This window comes from Capnocytophaga sp. oral taxon 323, from assembly GCF_001278825.1.
Classification (GTDB): Bacteria; Bacteroidota; Bacteroidia; order Flavobacteriales; family Flavobacteriaceae; genus Capnocytophaga; species Capnocytophaga ochracea.
The window spans coordinates 1,092,148-1,109,851 of sequence record NZ_CP012589.1; the positions used below are offsets into that span (position 1 = coordinate 1,092,148).

A 17,704-nucleotide genomic window follows, 5' to 3' on the forward strand; every position below is an offset into this window, starting at 1 on the left:
AGTTATTTAAGATTAAAAAGAGATTCCACGGCGGGAACTCTCTCACACGTAAAACCTTCCGCAAAATCTGTACCAATTAGCCTACCCAAATCGCGTGCTCTGTAAGTAACGCTATCTAAAAAGTTCTTGTCAGAAATTGGAGTAGTGGGCTCATTGCTATTGCTGTCGTAAAACTGAGAGCTATACGCCAACACAGCATTTACTTTGGCTTCCATAAAACCTGTGATATCTACTACAAAATCAGGGGCTATATTCTTCCACTGAATGTAATGATACACTACTTTAGGACGCCAAGCCGTTTGTGCTACACCGTCGAGAGTAGTTTCAATGCGTCGCAAACCGCTGAGAAAACAAGCGTCACTCACGAGTTTGCTACCTTTGCCGTGGTCGATATGGCGGTCGTCTATGGCATTGCAAAGCACTATATCAGGTTGATATTGGCGTATTTTCTTGATAATCTCTATTTGGTGAGCTTCATCGTTTATAAAAAAACCATCGCGGAACTTTAAATTCTCGCGTATAGTTACCCCTAATAGCTCTTTGGCTTTGGTTGCCTCTTGGTGGCGTATTTCGGCACTGCCACGCGTACCTAATTCGCCTTGAGTTAGGTCAATAATACCTACCGTCCTGCCTAAGCTAATCTCTTTGGCAATGGTGCCTGCTGCCCCTAATTCTACATCATCGGGATGTGCCCCAAAAGCTAATATATCTAATTTCATCTTGTTATTTGTTAATTGTCTCTTTTATTTCTGCTGCAATTTTGTCTAACATCTCATACCTATAGCGATAGAGCGACCGCTTGCTCGATTTGATTTCTTCCATTGGTTTGCGGTGCATTTCAATAGGGAGCTTGAACCACCCATCTTTATCGGGAGTACCATCGGCTTCTTTCCACAATGTGTCATAACTAAAACTGAGTTTGTGCAACCATTCTATATGAATAAAGTGTTTCTTGTTATGTGCCTGAATTTTACTGCCTACCCCATACAAAGCGGTACAGCCTAATTGCCTGCTAAGTTCCTGAATGATAAATATCATCAGAGCTTTAGGACGAAGAGCATACATCTGTTTTTGTAGTTCTTTGATAGCATTCTCAGTTTCGGCACTTTTGTTGCCTTGCACACAACCTATACGACATACCCACTCCTCATTTTCTTTGTCAATCACAAAAGAAGCTTCACAGATAGCCTCCTGATAACTATCACAATGCAACGAGACCACTAATTCCCCCTCTTTGCGGAAACGTTCATTGTATCCGAGGTATATTTGTCCCTTTTCGCCGTTGTATTTCATTGTGAACTCAGCCAATTTGATAGGCTTTTCTTCTTGGATAATACGCGTCAAAAAAGGCTGTTGCTTGATAAAAGCATAACAACTCAGCAAGGCTTTAGTTCGTTCTTTCTTGCCCCATTTGGTAGACATATACACCCTAAAAGGCTTAAAATAAATACGAGGACGGTGTGAAAGCACCCATTTATACTCTTCTGATTGTATCAAACTGAACCATTTTTTAGCAAATGAGATGTTTAACAAGGTGTGGAAGAGTATCTTGTTCTTTTGTTTTTTGATGTATTTAGGATTTTCGTTGGCAAAACTATGTTCTGTCAAAGCTAAAGCATCGTGTAGTAGTTCTCTTGTCGTCATTAATTCTCGATTGTTAATTGTTTATAGAGGCTCGTTTTCCAGCCTTTTTTATCAATATATTGCAACAATTGGTCAAAACGCGCTATCATCTGCTCACCACTGTTACGCATTACATACGCTGGAAAATTAAATTCTTTTTGGTGTAAATTCGTAAATTCCCAAGGATGGAAGTACAAAGTAGCATAACCTGTAGAGGCTACACATCTGTTCAGCAAAAACTTGTAAATCCACAAAGGAAAATTGTGAAAAGATAACCAGAAGAGCGGAATTCTAAACCAACTTACCGCTGTAGGAATTTGCCATAAACCATTTTTGTTGAAAAATCGCTTTGGCACGTGTAATTTGTTGTATCTCCCTGGTAAAAAAGTAGGATTTACTGATGAATTGTATTGATAGCCGGATTTTTTTACCTCCTCAGCACTTACTTCAAGCATTCTCGGCATACGCAATCCCTCAATAGTTACCCCAAATTGTTGTTCTAAAGCCTCTTTAGAGCGTTTGAGGTGCGTATTCTCAAACTCGGAATGGTAATAAGTGTGTGATGCTAATTCGTGCCCTTCACTGAGGAGTCGCTCTATAAGGTCGGGGACTTGCTGGGCAAAGACTACTGTTGAAAAGAAAGTAGCCTTGGCGTTGTGTTTTTTGAGTAGGTTTAATATAGCGGTAAGCCCTTCGCGTGAAATGGCTATTTGTCGCTCGAATGCAATGTCGTAGCCGTATTCTTTGGGCATATCAAACTCTTCTATGTCGAAACTTAAATAAATCATTTTTATAGTTATTAGTTTCCTCTGTAAGTAGAATAACCATACGGAGATAATGTAATCGGGATGTGATAATGTTGATTATCTTTTATCTCAAAAACTACTTCTATAAAGGGATAAAATGTTTTTTGTTTCAACTTTTCAAAATAAGGAGTGATATAAAAAGTGAGTTTATAAACCCCATTATTATTTTTATTAGATTCTTCTTTCAAAAAATCTTTAATCCTCCCATTGTTATCTGTGTATTTCTCATCTATCAATACCCAGTTTTGATTTTTATCTTGCTTAGATAGAGCTATCTTTACATTTGGAGCAGGTTTACCTTGTGAAATATCTAAAATATGACTTGATAATTGATATTTCTCTTGTGCTTGGATAAATGCGCTAAAAAGTATTAGCAATATTAGAATCGGATTTCTCATTTTTATGTGTTTTTATTTACAATTTTTCTTCTTGAATAATATAACAAGGTCGGTCTTTAGTTTGTTTAAAGATTTTTCCTATGTAAATACCTATGATACCTAAAATGATGAGTTGTAACCCACCAAAGAAAACAATCGTCATAATCAGTGAAGCCCAGCCCGATATTTCAGTGCCACTTGCAAAGGCGTATATCACATAAGGAATGTACAATAGTGATAGGGCAGAGAATGCGAAGCCTAAAAATACAGCAAAATATAAGGGTTTGATGCTGAAAGCCGTAACACCTGTAATCGCTAATTGTAGCATCTTCTTAACTGTGTATTTACTTTCACCTGCAAAACGAGAAGCTGCAGTGTAAGGGAGGTAAGTTTGGCGGAATCCTACCCAAGGCACGATGCCTCGCAAGAAAGGTTCATTCTCTTTCATAGAGCGAATGACCTCTACCACCGATTGGTCTAAAAGTCTAAAATCAGCTGAACCTTCTTTGATTTCTATATCCGAAAGCAGATTGAGAAGTTTGTAAAACTGTTGAGAGCTTTTTTGTTTCTTTTTAGGGGTATCAGCGGGATAGGTGCGCAAAGTTGCCACTACTTGATAGCCTTCTTCCCATTTGGCAATGAGTTCGGGTAAAAGGGCAGGAGGGTGTTGCAAATCGCAATCCATAGAGATAACAGCATCGGCAAACGAGTGGTCTAATCCTGCTTTTACTGCTAATTGGTGACCAAAGTTACGCGAAAACGATAGATATTTCACGCGAACATCACTTTTAACTAAAGATTTGAGTACCTCAAGGGTGTTATCGCTGCTACCGTCGTTTACAAAAAGTAAAGTATAGCTATAATCAGGGAGTTTTTCAGCAAAAACACTCTGTATAGCTTCATATAACGGACGTATATTTTCACTTTCGTTATAACACGGTACTATTATTTCTATTGTTTTCATCTTTTTTATCTCTTACCTGAATAAATAACATTTCATACACTATTGCAAGCCAAACCAAGGTTACGGGTACAGCTCTTAGTGAATATCGGATAATATAAGGTTCTTTCAGCGGTTTGAATAAATCAGTAGGTGATAACGATCCTAACATAGCCAATACCAATAGAGTGATTTTGAGTTTAGGATGGAGCTCGCTTACCATAAACCATATCCCAATTCCCACATAAGCTACTACATAAGTGCTATTTTCAGTACCTGTACTAAACAAACAGAGGAAAATACTCACTGAAGCTAATAAAAGCAATCTAAAATTGAGATTTTTATACTGCTGAATGCGTAAATAAGGTAGCGCAAATAGCCCTAACCCGATGAGAATGACTATACTGTTGTTGTTATAAATGCCTGTGCGTTGTAAAAAACCTAAAAGTGATAGGTTTTGCAGGTTGTAAATGGTGGTATTTAGGTTGGATACATTCTTTTCAGCCAAAGAAGCATACCAATCAAAATACTGTGAAACTACATAATCGGGTGAAGAGTAGAGCATTGGCAAACAAAATAAAGCGATGAGCCAAAATAACCCTGACCAAATAAATCGCCATTTGTCCTTAGCAAAGAAGAAAAATGCTAAGCCTACAATGCCGTAGAGTTTAGTGAGTGTGCCTATTACAATGAACAAGGTTGCCCAATGACTCTGCCTGCGTTCTATAAACACAAAAGCACCTACTAATAGTGCTATCACACTGATATTGAACTGCTGCATAGCTGCTGCGGTATACATATCGTGAGCAGCAATGAGCAGTACCGCTATAATTGCCTTTTTAGAGAGAGGCAATTGCCTAATTGCCCAATATAAGAAAGCTGCATTTGCCATTATCCACAAAGTACAACCTATCCACTTGGGTAACAAGGCAAAAGGAGCGATAACCGCACTGAATAAGATACCGTAATGGTTTGTATCAAAATACTCGTCAGGATAGGGGAGGTATAAGGGCAATTGCTTGAAGGTATGCCAAAATACCCCGTCAAAAATTAGGTAGTTGTTGAACTTGCCTGCTATCCATACGTTCTGCACTACAGTCGCCAGCGCAAGGGCAAACCATAGTATTGTGATAAAGCGGTAATTTGCAAATAGTTTTTTCAGCATTGTTATCAGTGTTATTTTTCAATCCATTGTTTCACTTCATCGCTAGAAGGTAAGGTTTTAGGGTCGATTACCTTTTCTAATTTGCCGTTTCGTCCGATGAGGTATTTTTGAAAATTCCATTTTACTTTAGAATCTTCTACACCGTTTTTCGCTTTCTGGGTAAGAAACTGATATAGAGGGTGCATATTCTTTCCTTTTACCGATATTTTGCTCATCATCGGGAATGTTACTCCATAGTTGATACTGCAAAATGAAGCGATTTGTTCATTACTACCTGGTTCTTGTCCTAAGAAATTATTAGCGGGGAACCCTATAATGATAAAATCTTTGTCCTTATACTGCTGATAAAGCGCTTCGAGTTCTTTGTATTGAGGGGTGAGACCGCATTTTGAGGCAGTATTAACAATCATTACTTTCTTGCCTTTGAGGTCGGCAAGGGCAAAGGGGTTGCCATTGATATCTTCTACAGTAAACTGATAAATAGTTTGATTATCAGCGTTGTTTTGTGCTTGTAGGTTTTCCATAATGAGGGTGAATAAAGTGATGATAAAAATGAAGTGTTTCATAGAAAAATTAAAATTTGTGGCAAAGTTACGTAAAAGGTTTGATTTATTAAAGAAAAACTTTATATTTGCCCAAAAATTAATGACTATGTTTTCAGAAAAAGCTTTTAAAATATTTGAAGAAAGTATTGCGCAATACCATATTGCCGACGATGTATATCAGCCTTTTGTAAACCCTTATCCATCAACCGACTTGCTCAATCACTTGCTTTATCGTAAGAACTGGATTGACACCGTGCAATGGCATTATGAGGATATTATTCGCGACCCACATATCGACCCAGTGGCAGCCCTCGACCTTAAACGCAAAATTGATGCTTCTAACCAAGATCGCACTGATATGGTAGAGTATATTGATAGCTATTTTTTAGACTTGTATAAGGAGGTGAAACCACTTCCTGAGGCTACTATCAACACCGAGAGTCCTGCGTGGGCAGTGGATAGGCTTTCTATTTTAGCACTGAAAATTTACCATATGGAGGAAGAAGTAAACCGCCCCGATGCCACCCCTGAGCATCGCGCTAAATGCCAAGAAAAACTGAATGTTCTCCTCGAACAGAAAAAAGACCTCTCTACCGCTCTCGACCAGCTTTTAGACGATATCGCCGCTGGCAGAAAGTATATGAAGGTCTATAAACAAATGAAAATGTATAACGATGAAGAGCTAAACCCAGTGCTGAGAGGAAGTAAATAAGAGATAATAAAAACTGCCCCAAACAATTTGAGGCAGTTTTTTATTTGCTAATTTTCAAATTTGCTAATTAACGAATACTTGCTTTGAGGTATTCTCTGTTAAGGCGTGCGATATTTTCGAGTGAAATACCTTTAGGGCATTCTACTTCGCAGGCACCAGTGTTGGTACAGTTACCAAAACCTTCGTGCTCCATTTGGTTTACCATATTGAGTACACGCTCGGTAGCCTCTACACGACCTTGAGGAAGGAGGGCAAATTGCGATACTTTGGCAGCTACAAACAGCATAGCCGAAGAGTTTTTACAAGTAGCCACACAAGCTCCACAACCTATACAAGCCGCAGCGTCCATAGAGCGGTCGGCATCGCGTTTAGGGATAGGAATAGCGTTGGCATCTTGCGTATTACCAGAAGTGTTCACAGAGATATATCCCCCTGCTTGTTGAATGCGTTCAAAAGCAGTTCTATCTACCATCAAGTCTTTGATAACAGGGAAAGCAGTAGCGCGCCAAGGTTCAATAGTGATGGTATCACCATCTTTGAACATACGCATATGCAACTGACAAGTAGTTACCCCACGGTCGGGTCCGTGAGCTTCCCCATTGATGAAGAGAGAGCACATACCGCAAATACCTTCACGGCAATCGTGGTCGAATGCTACAGGTTCTTCTCCTTTTTCAATGAGTTGTTCGTTGAGTACATCCAACATTTCCAAAAAAGACATATGGTCTGAAATGTTGGTTACTTTATAATCTACCATACGACCTTTCTCTTGCGAGTTTTTTTGTCGCCACACTTTGAGTGTTAGGTTCATCGTTGCCATATCTTTCTATTTATAACTACGTTGTTTAAGTTCAATATCTTTAAATACGAGAGGTTCTTTATGCATTACCTCTTCACTAGGGTTGTAGGTATTCACTACTTCTTTAGGATTACCAGTGTATTGCCAAGCGGCTACATAAGCATAGTTTTTGTCGTCGCGGAGAGCTTCACCATCAGGAGTTTGATACTCTTCGCGGAAGTGACCACCACAAGACTCATTACGTTCTAAAGCGTCTTTAGCAAATAACTCACCAAGTTCAAGGAAGTCGGCTACACGACCCGCTTTTTCAAGCTCTACGTTCATACCAGTGAGTTCACCAGGTACTTTTACGTTTTTCCAGAAATCTTCGCGTATTTCGCGTATTTCTTTGATAGCTTCTTTCAAGCCTTCTGCATTACGCGCCATACCTACTTTATCCCACATCACTTTACCAAGTTTCTTGTGGAAGTAATCTACAGAGTGGGTACCCTTATTGTTGATGAAGTAAGCTAAACGCTCTTTTACGATGCGTTCTGCTTCGTCAAATTCAGGGGTATCAGTAGGGATTTTACCGGTACGGATATCAGCAGATAAATAATCGCCAATAGTGTAAGGTAATACAAAGTAACCATCAGCTAAACCTTGCATCAAAGCAGAAGCTCCTAAACGGTTTGCCCCGTGGTCGGAGAAGTTAGCCTCACCGATAGCATAACAACCAGGTATAGTGGTCATCAAGTTGTAATCTACCCAAATACCACCCATAGTGTAGTGAGTAGCAGGATAAATCATCATTGGTGTTTTATAAGGGTTTTCGGCTACAATCTTTTCGTACATTTGGAAAAGGTTACCGTATTTGGCTTCTACGATCTTTTCACCACGTTTAGTAACTTCTTCTTTAGTAGGTTCTACCCCGTGGATTTTACATTGTTCTTTACCGTAACGTTCGATAGCAGAAGAGAAATCCAAATAAACAGCTTCACCTGTTTCGTTTACTCCATAGCCTGCATCGCAACGCTCTTTAGCAGCACGTGAAGCCACGTCACGAGGCACGAGGTTACCGAAAGCAGGATAACGGCGTTCCAAGTAGTAATCGCGGTCTTCTTCGGGAATTTCAGTAGGTTTTTTGCGTTTTTCGCGTATCGCTACAGCATCTTCCATTTTCTTAGGTACCCAAATACGTCCGTCGTTACGCAATGATTCGGACATCAAAGTTAATTTAGACTGATAGTCACCCGAACGAGGAATACAAGTAGGGTGAATTTGAGTGAAGCAAGGGTTAGCAAAGTAAGCACCTTTTTTGTGGATTTTCCAAGCTGCGGTAGCGTTAGAGCCCATCGCATTGGTTGAAAGGAAGTACACATTACCATAACCACCAGAGGCGATAACTACAGCGTGAGCAGAGTGGCGTTCAATTTCACCAGTAACAAGGTTACGAGCAATAATACCACGAGCTTTGCCGTCTACGATTACCACATCAAGCATTTCGTGGCGGTTGTACATATCAATTTTACCACGAGCGATTTGGCGGTTCATTGCGGCATAGCAACCGAGCAAGAGCTGTTGTCCTGTTTGACCTTTGGCATAGAAAGTACGAGAAACCAATACCCCACCGAAAGAACGGTTGTCTAAGAGTCCGCCGTAATCACGAGCGAAAGGTACGCCTTGCGCCACACATTGGTCGATGATGTTGCCAGATACTTCAGCAAGACGGTATACGTTTGCCTCACGAGCGCGGTAGTCACCTCCTTTTACAGTATCGTAGAACAAGCGATAGATAGAGTCGCCATCGCCCATATAGTTTTTAGCGGCATTGATACCCCCTTGAGCAGCGATAGAGTGTGCACGACGAGGAGAATCTTGGTAAGCAAATGCTTTCACGTTGTAGCCTAATTCAGCGAGGGTAGCTGCAGCCGAACCTCCTGCCAAGCCAGTACCTACCACAATCACATCGATATTACGCTTGTTAGCAGGGTTTACGAGGTTGATATGGTCTTTATATTTCGTCCATTTGTCCGCTATAGGACCTTCAGGAATTTTAGAATCTAATGTACTCATAAGATTAAGCTGTTAAAAATTTAATGTAATGGAAGAGGGCGATGAAGATAAAGCCTCCACAGATAATGTAAGAATACCAATTGCCAACGCAGCTGATAAACTTTTTGCGCTCATCGTCTTTCCAGCCCATAGATTGGAAAGATGATTGAAAGCCGTGTAGCAAGTGCAAAGCCAAAGCGATAAAGGCTAACACATAAATACCCACACGCACAGGGTTGTGGAATTTCTCTACTAATTCTTCGTAGTAGCGGTCGGGGTTTGGAGGTAATTGCTCGATGTACTTGTAGTTCATTTCGCCTACCCAAAAATCATAGAGGTGCAACCCTAAGAAGAGAAGAATCACCACTCCTGTGATAATCATATTACGAGACATCCAAGTGGAGTTAGCCCCCCCATTATAGCTGTAATATGCCTCACTACCACGAGCTTTTTTGTTTTGGATTTCCAAGACAAATCCCATAATGAAGTGGAACAACACCCCAGCGAGCAATACAGGTTGCAAAGCAAACTGAATAAGAGGATTGGTGCCCATAAAATGAGATAGCTCGTTGAAAGTACTCTCGCTAATCACAGAGGTGAAGTTTACCGCAAAGTGAATGATTAGAAAGAGAATGAGAAAGAGTGCCGAAAGAGCCATCGTCACCTTTCTTGCAACAGATGTTTTAAATAATCCTGCCATTCGTTTTATAGTTTTATATATGTATATATTACGTTAAACAATTTCGCTACAAAAGTACGGCATTTTTATCAGTTGTACAATAAAAAATGTACAAAAACCTTAATTTATATTCGGTTTAAAGAAGGAAATAAGAGTTAGTAGCTGAAATTGATTTATTAAGAGGAGATTAACATTCTGTATCGCTTTTTTTATTCTTTATAATTTCGTTCTTCTCAATCTTAAAGCATTACTTATAACACTTACAGAGCTAAAGCTCATTGCTAAGGCACCCAACATAGGAGAAAGCAAGATACCAAAAATAGGGTATAGCACTCCTGCAGCAACGGGGATACCTACAACGTTGTATACCAAAGCAAAAAATAGGTTTTCGTGTATGTTTTTCATTACTGCTTTGCTGAGTTTTTTAGCTTTTACAATACCATTTAAATCGCCTTTTACTAAGGTGATTTCAGCACTTTCTATAGCGATATCAGTACCGGTGCCCATTGCGATGCCTACGTTAGCTTGTGCCAAAGCAGGAGCATCGTTGATACCATCGCCTGCCATTGCTACGATTTTTCCTTCAGCTTGCAAACGCGCTACTTCAGCTTGTTTGTTTTGAGGGAGCATACCAGCTTTGTAGTTGCTGATGCCTATTTCTTTGGCAATAGCTGCAGCTGTAAGCGAATTATCGCCTGTAAGCATTACAATTTCTACTCCCAAGTCCTGCAACTCTTGTAAGGCTTGAACAGTAGAGGTTTTTACTCTATCGGTGATGGTTACTACCCCAATGATTTCTTTTTCTATGGCGAGAAGTGAAACGGTTTTTCCTGCTGCTTGCGCTGTTTTTACCACAGTTTGTATTTCTTCGGATAAAGGAGCACCGATTTCTTCCATCAATCGTTCATTGCCAAAGAAAAAATTTTTTCCTTCGTAAGAGGCTTTTACCCCTCTGCCCGCCAAGGCTTCAAAGTTAGTAAAGGATAGGGGAGTAGCACCTTGTGCTTGAGTGTATGCATTGGTAGCTTTTGCTAAAGGGTGTTCACTGTGCTGATTGAGACTATAGAGCACTTGTAACAAATCCTTTTCACTTCTGTTGCCAAAGGTAAATACTTCGCTCACACTGGGTTTCCCCTCAGTAAGTGTGCCTGTTTTGTCGATGACTAATGTGTTTACTTTGTTCATCACTTCTAAGGCTTCAGCATTGCGTATCAAGATACCGTTTTGAGCCCCTTTGCCTACGCCTACCATTACCGACATAGGAGTGGCTAAACCGAGTGCACAAGGACAAGCAATAATCAATACTGCTACGGCATTGAGTAGGGCGTATACGTAAGCATTTTCACCTCCAAAAACCGACCATATCACAAAGGTAAGCACTGAAATCCCTATCACAATAGGCACAAAGTAAGAGGCTATCTTGTCGGCTAAATTTTGAATGGGAGGACGGCTACTGCTGGCTTGTTGTACCAACTGTACGATTTGAGAGAGCAGGGTATCGCTACCTACCTTTTCCGCTTTCATCACAAATGATTGAGCACCGTTGAGCGTACCTGCCGACACTTTACTGCCTACTTCTTTTTCAGCAGGAATAGGTTCGCCCGTAATCATACTCTCATCTATGCTCGCACTACCTTCGGTAATTACACCATCAACGGGGATTTTCTCACCAGGTTTCACTCGCAACAAATCGCCTAAGGTTACTTCTTCTATAGAGACTCTTATTTCCTCGCCGTGAACAATTTTAGTAGCCTCATTAGGGGCTAAATTCAACAGTTTTTTGATAGCCCCTTGCGTACGACTGTGGGCATCGGCTTCGAGCACTTGCCCTAAGAGTACTAAGGTAAGGATAACAGTAGCCGCCTCAAAATACAAGTGTACTGAGCCGTGTTCTTTGAATTGTTCAGGGAACATATCAGGAACTAACAGTCCTACTACACTGAAAAGCCAAGCTACACCAGCGCCTATCCCTATAAGGGTAAACATATTGAAGTGCAAGGTGCGGATACTGCGCCAAGCCCTTTCGAAGAATATCCAGCAGAAATAGAAAACTACTGGTAAAGAAAGCGCAAACTGCACCCAGTTCCAAGCACTTACGGGCATTAACTCATACAGCGGATTGTTGTGCCACATTCCGATCATTGCGATGATAAAGATAGGGAGCGTAAAGGCTACAGCACCCCAAAAGTGACGGCGTAACTTTTTGCGCTTTTGCTCTTCCGCACTTTCACCTTCAGGAGCCTCTGTGCTTACTTGTTCAACCAAATCCATACCACATACGGGGCAATCACCGGGGTGGTCGTAGGTTTTGTTGCCCTCGCAGTGCATAGGGCAATAGAAAACACCAGAGCCTTTGGCTTTTTTTGGGGTTTCTTCGTGGTGATGATGTTGTTGTTGAGCTCCTCCTACTTGTTCTACCAAGTGCATACCACATATAGGGCAATCACCAGGGTGATCGTAGGTTTTATCGCCTTCGCAGTGCATAGGACAATAGAAAACACCAGAGCCTTCAGAATTTGAAGCCTGATGAATGCTATAATGAGTACCCTCTAAGGCTTTTTCAAGAGCTTCAAAAGGGATTTCTCTATCAGTTTCGACAGTAGCTTTTTTAGTAGCGAAATCTACGGTAACAGCTGTTACGCCTGCTACTTCAGAGAGCTTTTTTTGTATGGTATTGGCACAACCTGTGCACCCCATACCTTCTATATTGTATTCCATAAATTATAAATGTTAAAAAGTTATTTGTTTTACGCTGCAAAGATACAGCAAAACATCTACTTGGATATTACACAATTTTGTATTTAATTTGTAAGATTTTAAACCTCATCTAAAGACTTACGTTTGTTATCTTTTATCTGCTTGAAAAAGCTAGGGGTGAGTCCTGTAACTTTTTTAAACTGATTGCTTAAGTGCGCTACGCTTGAATAGTTGAGTTGATAAGCTATTTCACTAAGCGTCAGTTCGTCATATACTAAGAGTTCCTTTACTCTCTCAATCTTTTGAGCAATAAAGAATTTTTCAATAGTTCTGCCTTCTACCTCAGAAAACAAACGCGATAAAGCCCCGTAATCTCGACCTAATTCACTGCTGAGTATTTCAGAAAGGTTAAACGATAGTTTGTTGTCTTGGTTATGTATCAAATTGATAATGATAGATTTAATTTTTTCAATAAGAATACTTTTCTTATCGTTCATCACCTCAAATCCTAAGGGTAAGAGAGCTTGTTTGATAGCTTGTATCTCATCAGAAGAAAGTTCCTGTGTAAAAGTAATTTCACCCAAATTGATGCTTTGTGGTGTTAAACCTAATGCTTTTAACTGTTCATCGAGTACTATTATACAACGATGGCAGACCATATTTTTTACAAATAACATTGTCATATATTTCTTTTGAGGATTAAGATATTATAAAGTGCTTAAAAGTGATACCCAAAACCTATATTCATATAGATAGGATACATATCAAAAGTAATTGTTTTAAAGTCCTTTTTAAAGATATTATTTGTTCCGTAGGTGAGTTCAGCATTGATATTGAAATGCTTGAACGCTTGCCAAGAGCCTCCTATCAGTGTGCCCCAATGCCAATGGCGGAGATGATTGCTAAAATCATAAGAAGCGGTTTGCCCGTTAGAAAAACTTACTTTTTCGCCTATTGGGCTACCTTCACGTAAATAACCTTCGGTTACATAGCCTGAGAAATTGCCGTCCATACGGTAAGAAGCGAATATTCCCAAATGAATTTTCCAACGGTTTGCAAGGTGATAATTCACTGCTATAGGTAAGGTGATGAATGAACTTTTATAGACTGTATGCACATCGCCTGTCCAAAAACCAGCCACGTGGTTACCTTGTTCTATAATCTCCATTCCGTAGTTCTTTACATTTGCATCAGTTTCCATACCTTTTTCTTCTAAGCGCAAACCTGCTGAGATACCCCATTTAGAGGTGAGCCATTTGGTGGCAGTACCTTCAAAAGAGCCGTTGAATTTGGGGCTGTACCCTTTTATTTTGCGAATTTCTTCAGGAAGAGGCGTAGGGCTTGCTCCCCCGATGTTTACGCCCGCTTTTAGCTCGTATTCCCAACCTTTTTCTTCTGATTGTACAAGCGTTTCAGTACGTTCATTTTGAGCGTATGAAAAACAGCTCAATAGCATTAAGCATACAATAACGATATTCTTTTTCATAACTTCATTATTCATAAGATAATTGCATTTCATCTACATAAAGAGTACTACCTACGGCTGCTGTAAAATCAGCACCTTTTTCACTGGAACTAAGTACTATAGCGAGACTATACTTTCCTTCTTTTAATTTTTTAGTATCGATAGAGCGACCTTTTATTGTTTTAAAAGGAATAGAGAACTGTACCCAATTATCGGTTTCTCTCTTGTCGGTTAGTTGTGCCATTAACACTATATTATTGTGCGTTTTGATGTTAGTACCATCTAAATGAGGCACTTGAGAAGTTACCTCGTAGAGCACTGCATAAATATCACATTTGTCTTTTTGGTTAGGTATTACATTGCCGTTTTTATCGGTAAGTTTTTCACCTGCTTTGTATTTGTAGTAGCCTGAGAGATGGGTAGGTTTTCTTTTGAAAGGAATCCCGAAATGGGTAGATTTTGCAGGGGTGAACAAATCTATTTCAAAACTTCCTGTGAAGAGATTACCAGCTGCGATAGGAGCACCAAAAGTTTTTCCTAAAACCCCTGTGCTTCGTGTTACGAGTTTAACGCATTTCCCTCTGTATCCACTCTCACTCTGACTTGTAGGGAACTCATCGGGTTTAGCATTACTGTTGGTAAATTTAAAACCTGCATTTCCGCTACTCCAAGCGATTTCTTGTCCGCTTACTGAGGTATCGTAAAAAGTGTAGTAACCATCAGTAATACGAGCGTTTTCGAAGTGATAGTGAGCGATAATTTCGTTAGTAAGACAACTCACTTTATAAGTTTTCTGCCAATTACCGTCTTCAGAGGTTACCACATAAGTTTGAGGGGTGGAAAAATTACGTACTGTACCACTGGTAGGACTAATGGTTGCCCCTTGTGTAAGGGTAAAGCGAGGAGCGAGGTTTTTTACTTTATCTAAATCGGTTACGTAGAGTTTTACCTCAGTGTTTTGGATTATGGGCTCACGAATGAGCAGATTGCCGTCGACCTCACAGGTTAGGATATCGGCTTCGGCATTTGGGGCTTCGCTTTTGATACAGCTTTGCAATGTGAATAGCGAGGCTATGGTAATGATGATGTTTTGAAGTTTCATATATGTTGTTCAATGAATTTAGACTGCAAAGGTAGGAAATATTTTTTTTAATGTCAATAATACCAGAAATTAGAAAATGAGAAAATGAGAGAATTAGAAAATTAGAAAATTAGAAAATGAGGAAATGGGGAGATGAGAAAATGAGAAAATGAGGAAATGAGAGAATGAGTAGTGATAAAAATTGTTTATTGATAGGTGAGACTTGTCGGATAAATCGGATAGGTTAGAGAGAGCGAAAGAAAACGGAGGAGTTCGGAAGATAGTTGAGAGATATTTTGGTGAAAAAAGGCTATAAGAAGGGTGGGGTTAGCTTATAGAGAGCTTATAGGAAGCTTATACGAATCTTGGACGATTGGTATAGAAAGGGTATATAAGTAGTTGACTCATAATACAATATAGCGATGCAAAAAATGTTAAAAACGGGGTTTCGAGGCGAAAGAAAAGAGAATCCTCACCCCGATCACATACTCTCCTATTCGGAGACTTCTCCCAAGGAGAGGGGGAATTGTAGGGACGGAAAAGGGAAGAAATGGCAAATGACGGGGGACGAATGACGAGGGTAATGTGGTAAAGATATCTTCAAAGGGGGAATTGAGGCTATGTTAAGAGAGCGAATGTAGCGAGGCTGAGGTGTGTTTGCTTTGAAAAATAATAGCAGTGTTTTGTTTTCTGAAAAATAAATAGTACTTTTGCCCTTTATTGAAAAACATATTTAATATATGAAAAATATAGCTGAGAAAGATAAAAAAAACACCTCCGAAGAGAACTTGGAGATTGTAAAAAAGGTGCTTACCAAATATTTGGAAGACAACGGACACCGTAAGACCCCTGAGCGCTATGCGATTGTGAAGGAGATTTACGAATACAACGACCATTTTGACATAGAGACGCTCTATGAAAATATGAAAAAGAAAAAGTATCGGGTGAGTAGAGCGACTCTCTACAACACGATTGAGCTCTTGCTGGAATGTGGTTTGGTGCGCAAACATCAGTTTGGACAAAACCAAGCGTATTACGAGAAATCGTATTTTGACCGTCAGCACGACCACGTAATCCTTACCGATACGGGTGAGATTGTGGAGTTTTGCGACCCTCGTATTCAAGCAATACAGAAAACCATAGAAGAAGTTTTTAACATTAATATTAGCAATCACTCTCTTTATTTTTACGGTACACGCAAAGCAGATGCCCCAAAAGAAGAGAGAGCAACTAAATAAAAGAAACAAAAATGGCAGTAGATTTATTATTAGGTCTTCAGTGGGGAGACGAAGGAAAAGGGAAAATAGTAGATGTCCTTACGCAGAACTACGACATTATCGCACGCTTTCAAGGAGGTCCTAACGCAGGGCATACTCTTGAATTTAACGGTATTAAACACGTGTTACACACTATTCCGTCGGGAATCTTCCACAAAGGTGCTGTAAATATTATAGGCAATGGGGTGGTGATAGACCCTATCATTTTCAAAAAAGAAATAGAGGCACTCGCTCCTTACGAGGTAAATTTGAAACAGAATTTGCTTATCTCGCGCAAAGCACACCTTATCTTGCCTACCCACCGCCTCTTAGATGCTGCTTCGGAAGCTTCCAAAGGTAAAGCTAAAATAGGTTCTACTCTTAAAGGTATAGGACCTACTTATATGGATAAGACAGGTCGTAACGGCTTGCGCGTGGGCGATATAGAGCTCAGTGACTTTAACGATCGTTACCGTAACCTCACCGATAAACACGAAGAAATGCTCGCTAACTACAAGGTGGATATCCAGTATAACCTACAAGAGTTGGAAGCCGAGTTTTTTGAAGCGATAAAAGTGCTGAAAGAGTTTCAGCTTATCGACAGTGAAGAATACCTATACCAAGCCCTCAAAAAAGGTAAAAAAATACTTGCCGAAGGAGCACAAGGTTCTATGTTGGACATTGATTTTGGTACCTATCCGTTTGTAACCTCGTCGAACACAACGGCTGCTGGAGCTTGTACGGGCTTAGGTGTAGCCCCTCGCAGTATTGGTGAGGTAATAGGTATCTTTAAGGCTTATACAACCCGTGTGGGCAGTGGACCTTTCCCTACCGAACTGTTCGACGAAGTGGGCGAAACAATGACCCAAGTAGGTCGCGAATTTGGAGCCACTACCGGTAGGCGTCGCCGTTGTGGTTGGCTTGATTTGGTAGCCCTTAAATACGCTGTACAGGTAAACGGAGTTACCGAACTTACAATGATGAAAGCCGATGTGCTCAGCGGTTTTGAGACTTTAAAAGTATGTACGTCATATCTTTATAAAGGAAAAGAAATCAAGCACTTGCCTTACAATATAGAAGAGCAGAACGTAACACCCATATATACAGAACTCAAAGGCTGGCAACAAGACCTTACCAAACTCACCAATTACCAGCAACTACCCAAAGAACTTTTGGATTATATCAGTTTCTTAGAGAAAGAACTCGAAGTGCCCATCAAAGTAGTATCGGTGGGGCCTGATAGAACTCAAACGATTATTCGGTAGAACATCAGTGAATTTAGGAAGTTATAAAATGAATGAACTATGAACATCATAGTACACAACCTTTACATACCGAAGAGCAATTATTAGTAAAAGAATGGAGCAAGGAAAAACAGATTTCTTTTAACAGAAGAAAAACTTATTTCACAAAAGGGCAATTAGCTTCCACAGAAAGAGGCATTGAGCAAGCTAATAACGGATTGTTGAGACCTTATACTGAAGTTAAGAAAAGAGCGCGTGAAATATCCCTAAAAAATTAAAAA

At 40.0% G+C, this 17,704-nt stretch carries 18 protein-coding genes; 4 read left to right on the forward strand and 14 right to left on the reverse strand.

Annotated features, from left to right (window positions below; genetic code table 11):
- Positions 1 to 2: 2 nt before the first annotated feature.
- Genes bshB1 through AM608_RS04750 form a run of 7 tightly spaced genes read right to left on the reverse strand, consistent with a single transcriptional unit; the run spans position 3 to position 5,477 of the window.
- Positions 3 to 719: a bacillithiol biosynthesis deacetylase BshB1 gene (gene bshB1, locus AM608_RS04720; RefSeq protein WP_053580927.1), complete on the reverse strand. Its 717-nt coding sequence runs from the start codon at positions 717 to 719 to the stop codon at positions 3 to 5.
- 4 nt (positions 720 to 723) lie between these two features.
- Positions 724 to 1,644, reverse strand: a complete 921-nt coding sequence (locus tag AM608_RS04725; RefSeq protein WP_053580928.1) for a DUF535 family protein — start codon at positions 1,642 to 1,644, stop codon at positions 724 to 726.
- A complete protein-coding gene (locus AM608_RS04730; protein WP_053580929.1) occupies positions 1,644 to 2,411 on the reverse strand; it encodes a polysaccharide deacetylase family protein in 768 nt (255 codons plus the stop codon). The genes AM608_RS04725 and AM608_RS04730 overlap by 1 nt, the downstream gene beginning before the upstream one ends.
- Positions 2,412 to 2,422: 11 nt before the next feature.
- Complete coding sequence (uraH, locus tag AM608_RS04735) at positions 2,423 to 2,827, reverse strand: hydroxyisourate hydrolase (protein ID WP_009418816.1); 405 nt, start codon at positions 2,825 to 2,827, stop codon at positions 2,423 to 2,425.
- Between the two features lie 16 nt (positions 2,828 to 2,843).
- Positions 2,844 to 3,770, reverse strand: coding sequence for a glycosyltransferase family 2 protein (locus tag AM608_RS04740; protein ID WP_053580930.1), 927 nt, complete (start codon positions 3,768 to 3,770; stop codon positions 2,844 to 2,846).
- Positions 3,736 to 4,911: a glycosyltransferase family 87 protein gene (locus AM608_RS04745; RefSeq protein WP_053580931.1), complete on the reverse strand. Its 1,176-nt coding sequence runs from the start codon at positions 4,909 to 4,911 to the stop codon at positions 3,736 to 3,738. The genes AM608_RS04740 and AM608_RS04745 overlap by 35 nt, the downstream gene beginning before the upstream one ends.
- A gap of 11 nt (positions 4,912 to 4,922) precedes the next feature.
- On the reverse strand, positions 4,923 to 5,477 hold the full coding sequence (locus AM608_RS04750) for a glutathione peroxidase (RefSeq protein ID WP_053580932.1): 555 nt from the start codon (positions 5,475 to 5,477) through the stop codon (positions 4,923 to 4,925).
- 85 nt (positions 5,478 to 5,562) lie between these two features.
- Between AM608_RS04750 and AM608_RS04755 the strand changes: the two genes are divergently transcribed.
- Positions 5,563 to 6,168: a DUF4254 domain-containing protein gene (locus AM608_RS04755; protein WP_053581834.1), complete on the forward strand. Its 606-nt coding sequence runs from the start codon at positions 5,563 to 5,565 to the stop codon at positions 6,166 to 6,168.
- A gap of 67 nt (positions 6,169 to 6,235) precedes the next feature.
- On the opposite strand, the gene AM608_RS04760 is transcribed toward AM608_RS04755, so the two are convergent.
- From AM608_RS04760 to AM608_RS04790, 7 genes are all read right to left on the reverse strand, one after another.
- The gene (locus AM608_RS04760) at positions 6,236 to 6,988 is read right to left on the reverse strand and encodes a succinate dehydrogenase/fumarate reductase iron-sulfur subunit (protein WP_002673219.1); all 753 of its coding nucleotides are present in this window, start codon (positions 6,986 to 6,988) and stop codon (positions 6,236 to 6,238) included.
- A 6-nt stretch (positions 6,989 to 6,994) separates the two neighbouring features.
- On the reverse strand, positions 6,995 to 9,022 hold the full coding sequence (locus tag AM608_RS04765; RefSeq protein ID WP_002673221.1) for a fumarate reductase/succinate dehydrogenase flavoprotein subunit: 2,028 nt from the start codon (positions 9,020 to 9,022) through the stop codon (positions 6,995 to 6,997).
- Positions 9,023 to 9,026: 4 nt separating this feature from the next.
- Positions 9,027 to 9,701: a succinate dehydrogenase cytochrome b subunit gene (locus AM608_RS04770; RefSeq protein WP_009410883.1), complete on the reverse strand. Its 675-nt coding sequence runs from the start codon at positions 9,699 to 9,701 to the stop codon at positions 9,027 to 9,029.
- A gap of 195 nt (positions 9,702 to 9,896) precedes the next feature.
- Positions 9,897 to 12,398: a heavy metal translocating P-type ATPase gene (locus AM608_RS04775; protein ID WP_053580933.1), complete on the reverse strand. Its 2,502-nt coding sequence runs from the start codon at positions 12,396 to 12,398 to the stop codon at positions 9,897 to 9,899.
- 98 nt (positions 12,399 to 12,496) lie between these two features.
- The gene (locus AM608_RS04780; protein WP_053580934.1) at positions 12,497 to 13,060 is read right to left on the reverse strand and encodes an AraC family transcriptional regulator; all 564 of its coding nucleotides are present in this window, start codon (positions 13,058 to 13,060) and stop codon (positions 12,497 to 12,499) included.
- 35 nt (positions 13,061 to 13,095) lie between these two features.
- On the reverse strand, positions 13,096 to 13,878 hold the full coding sequence (locus AM608_RS04785) for a porin family protein (protein WP_053581835.1): 783 nt from the start codon (positions 13,876 to 13,878) through the stop codon (positions 13,096 to 13,098).
- Entirely contained in the window at positions 13,871 to 14,944 is a 1,074-nt protein-coding gene (locus tag AM608_RS04790; RefSeq protein WP_053580935.1) for a PCMD domain-containing protein, read from the reverse strand. Before AM608_RS04790 ends, AM608_RS04785 begins: the two co-directional genes overlap by 8 nt.
- Positions 14,945 to 15,663: 719 nt before the next feature.
- Here AM608_RS04790 and AM608_RS04795 point away from each other — a divergent pair.
- From AM608_RS04795 to AM608_RS04805, 3 genes are read left to right on the forward strand one after another with little or no spacing between them, the layout of a single operon-like run.
- Complete coding sequence (locus AM608_RS04795) at positions 15,664 to 16,161, forward strand: Fur family transcriptional regulator (RefSeq protein WP_002673241.1); 498 nt, start codon at positions 15,664 to 15,666, stop codon at positions 16,159 to 16,161.
- 11 nt (positions 16,162 to 16,172) lie between these two features.
- A complete protein-coding gene (locus AM608_RS04800; RefSeq protein ID WP_053580936.1) occupies positions 16,173 to 17,444 on the forward strand; it encodes an adenylosuccinate synthase in 1,272 nt (423 codons plus the stop codon).
- Positions 17,445 to 17,476: 32 nt separating this feature from the next.
- Positions 17,477 to 17,701, forward strand: a complete 225-nt coding sequence (locus AM608_RS04805) for a hypothetical protein (RefSeq protein WP_009418829.1) — start codon at positions 17,477 to 17,479, stop codon at positions 17,699 to 17,701.
- The last annotated feature ends 3 nt before the right edge of the window (positions 17,702 to 17,704 follow it).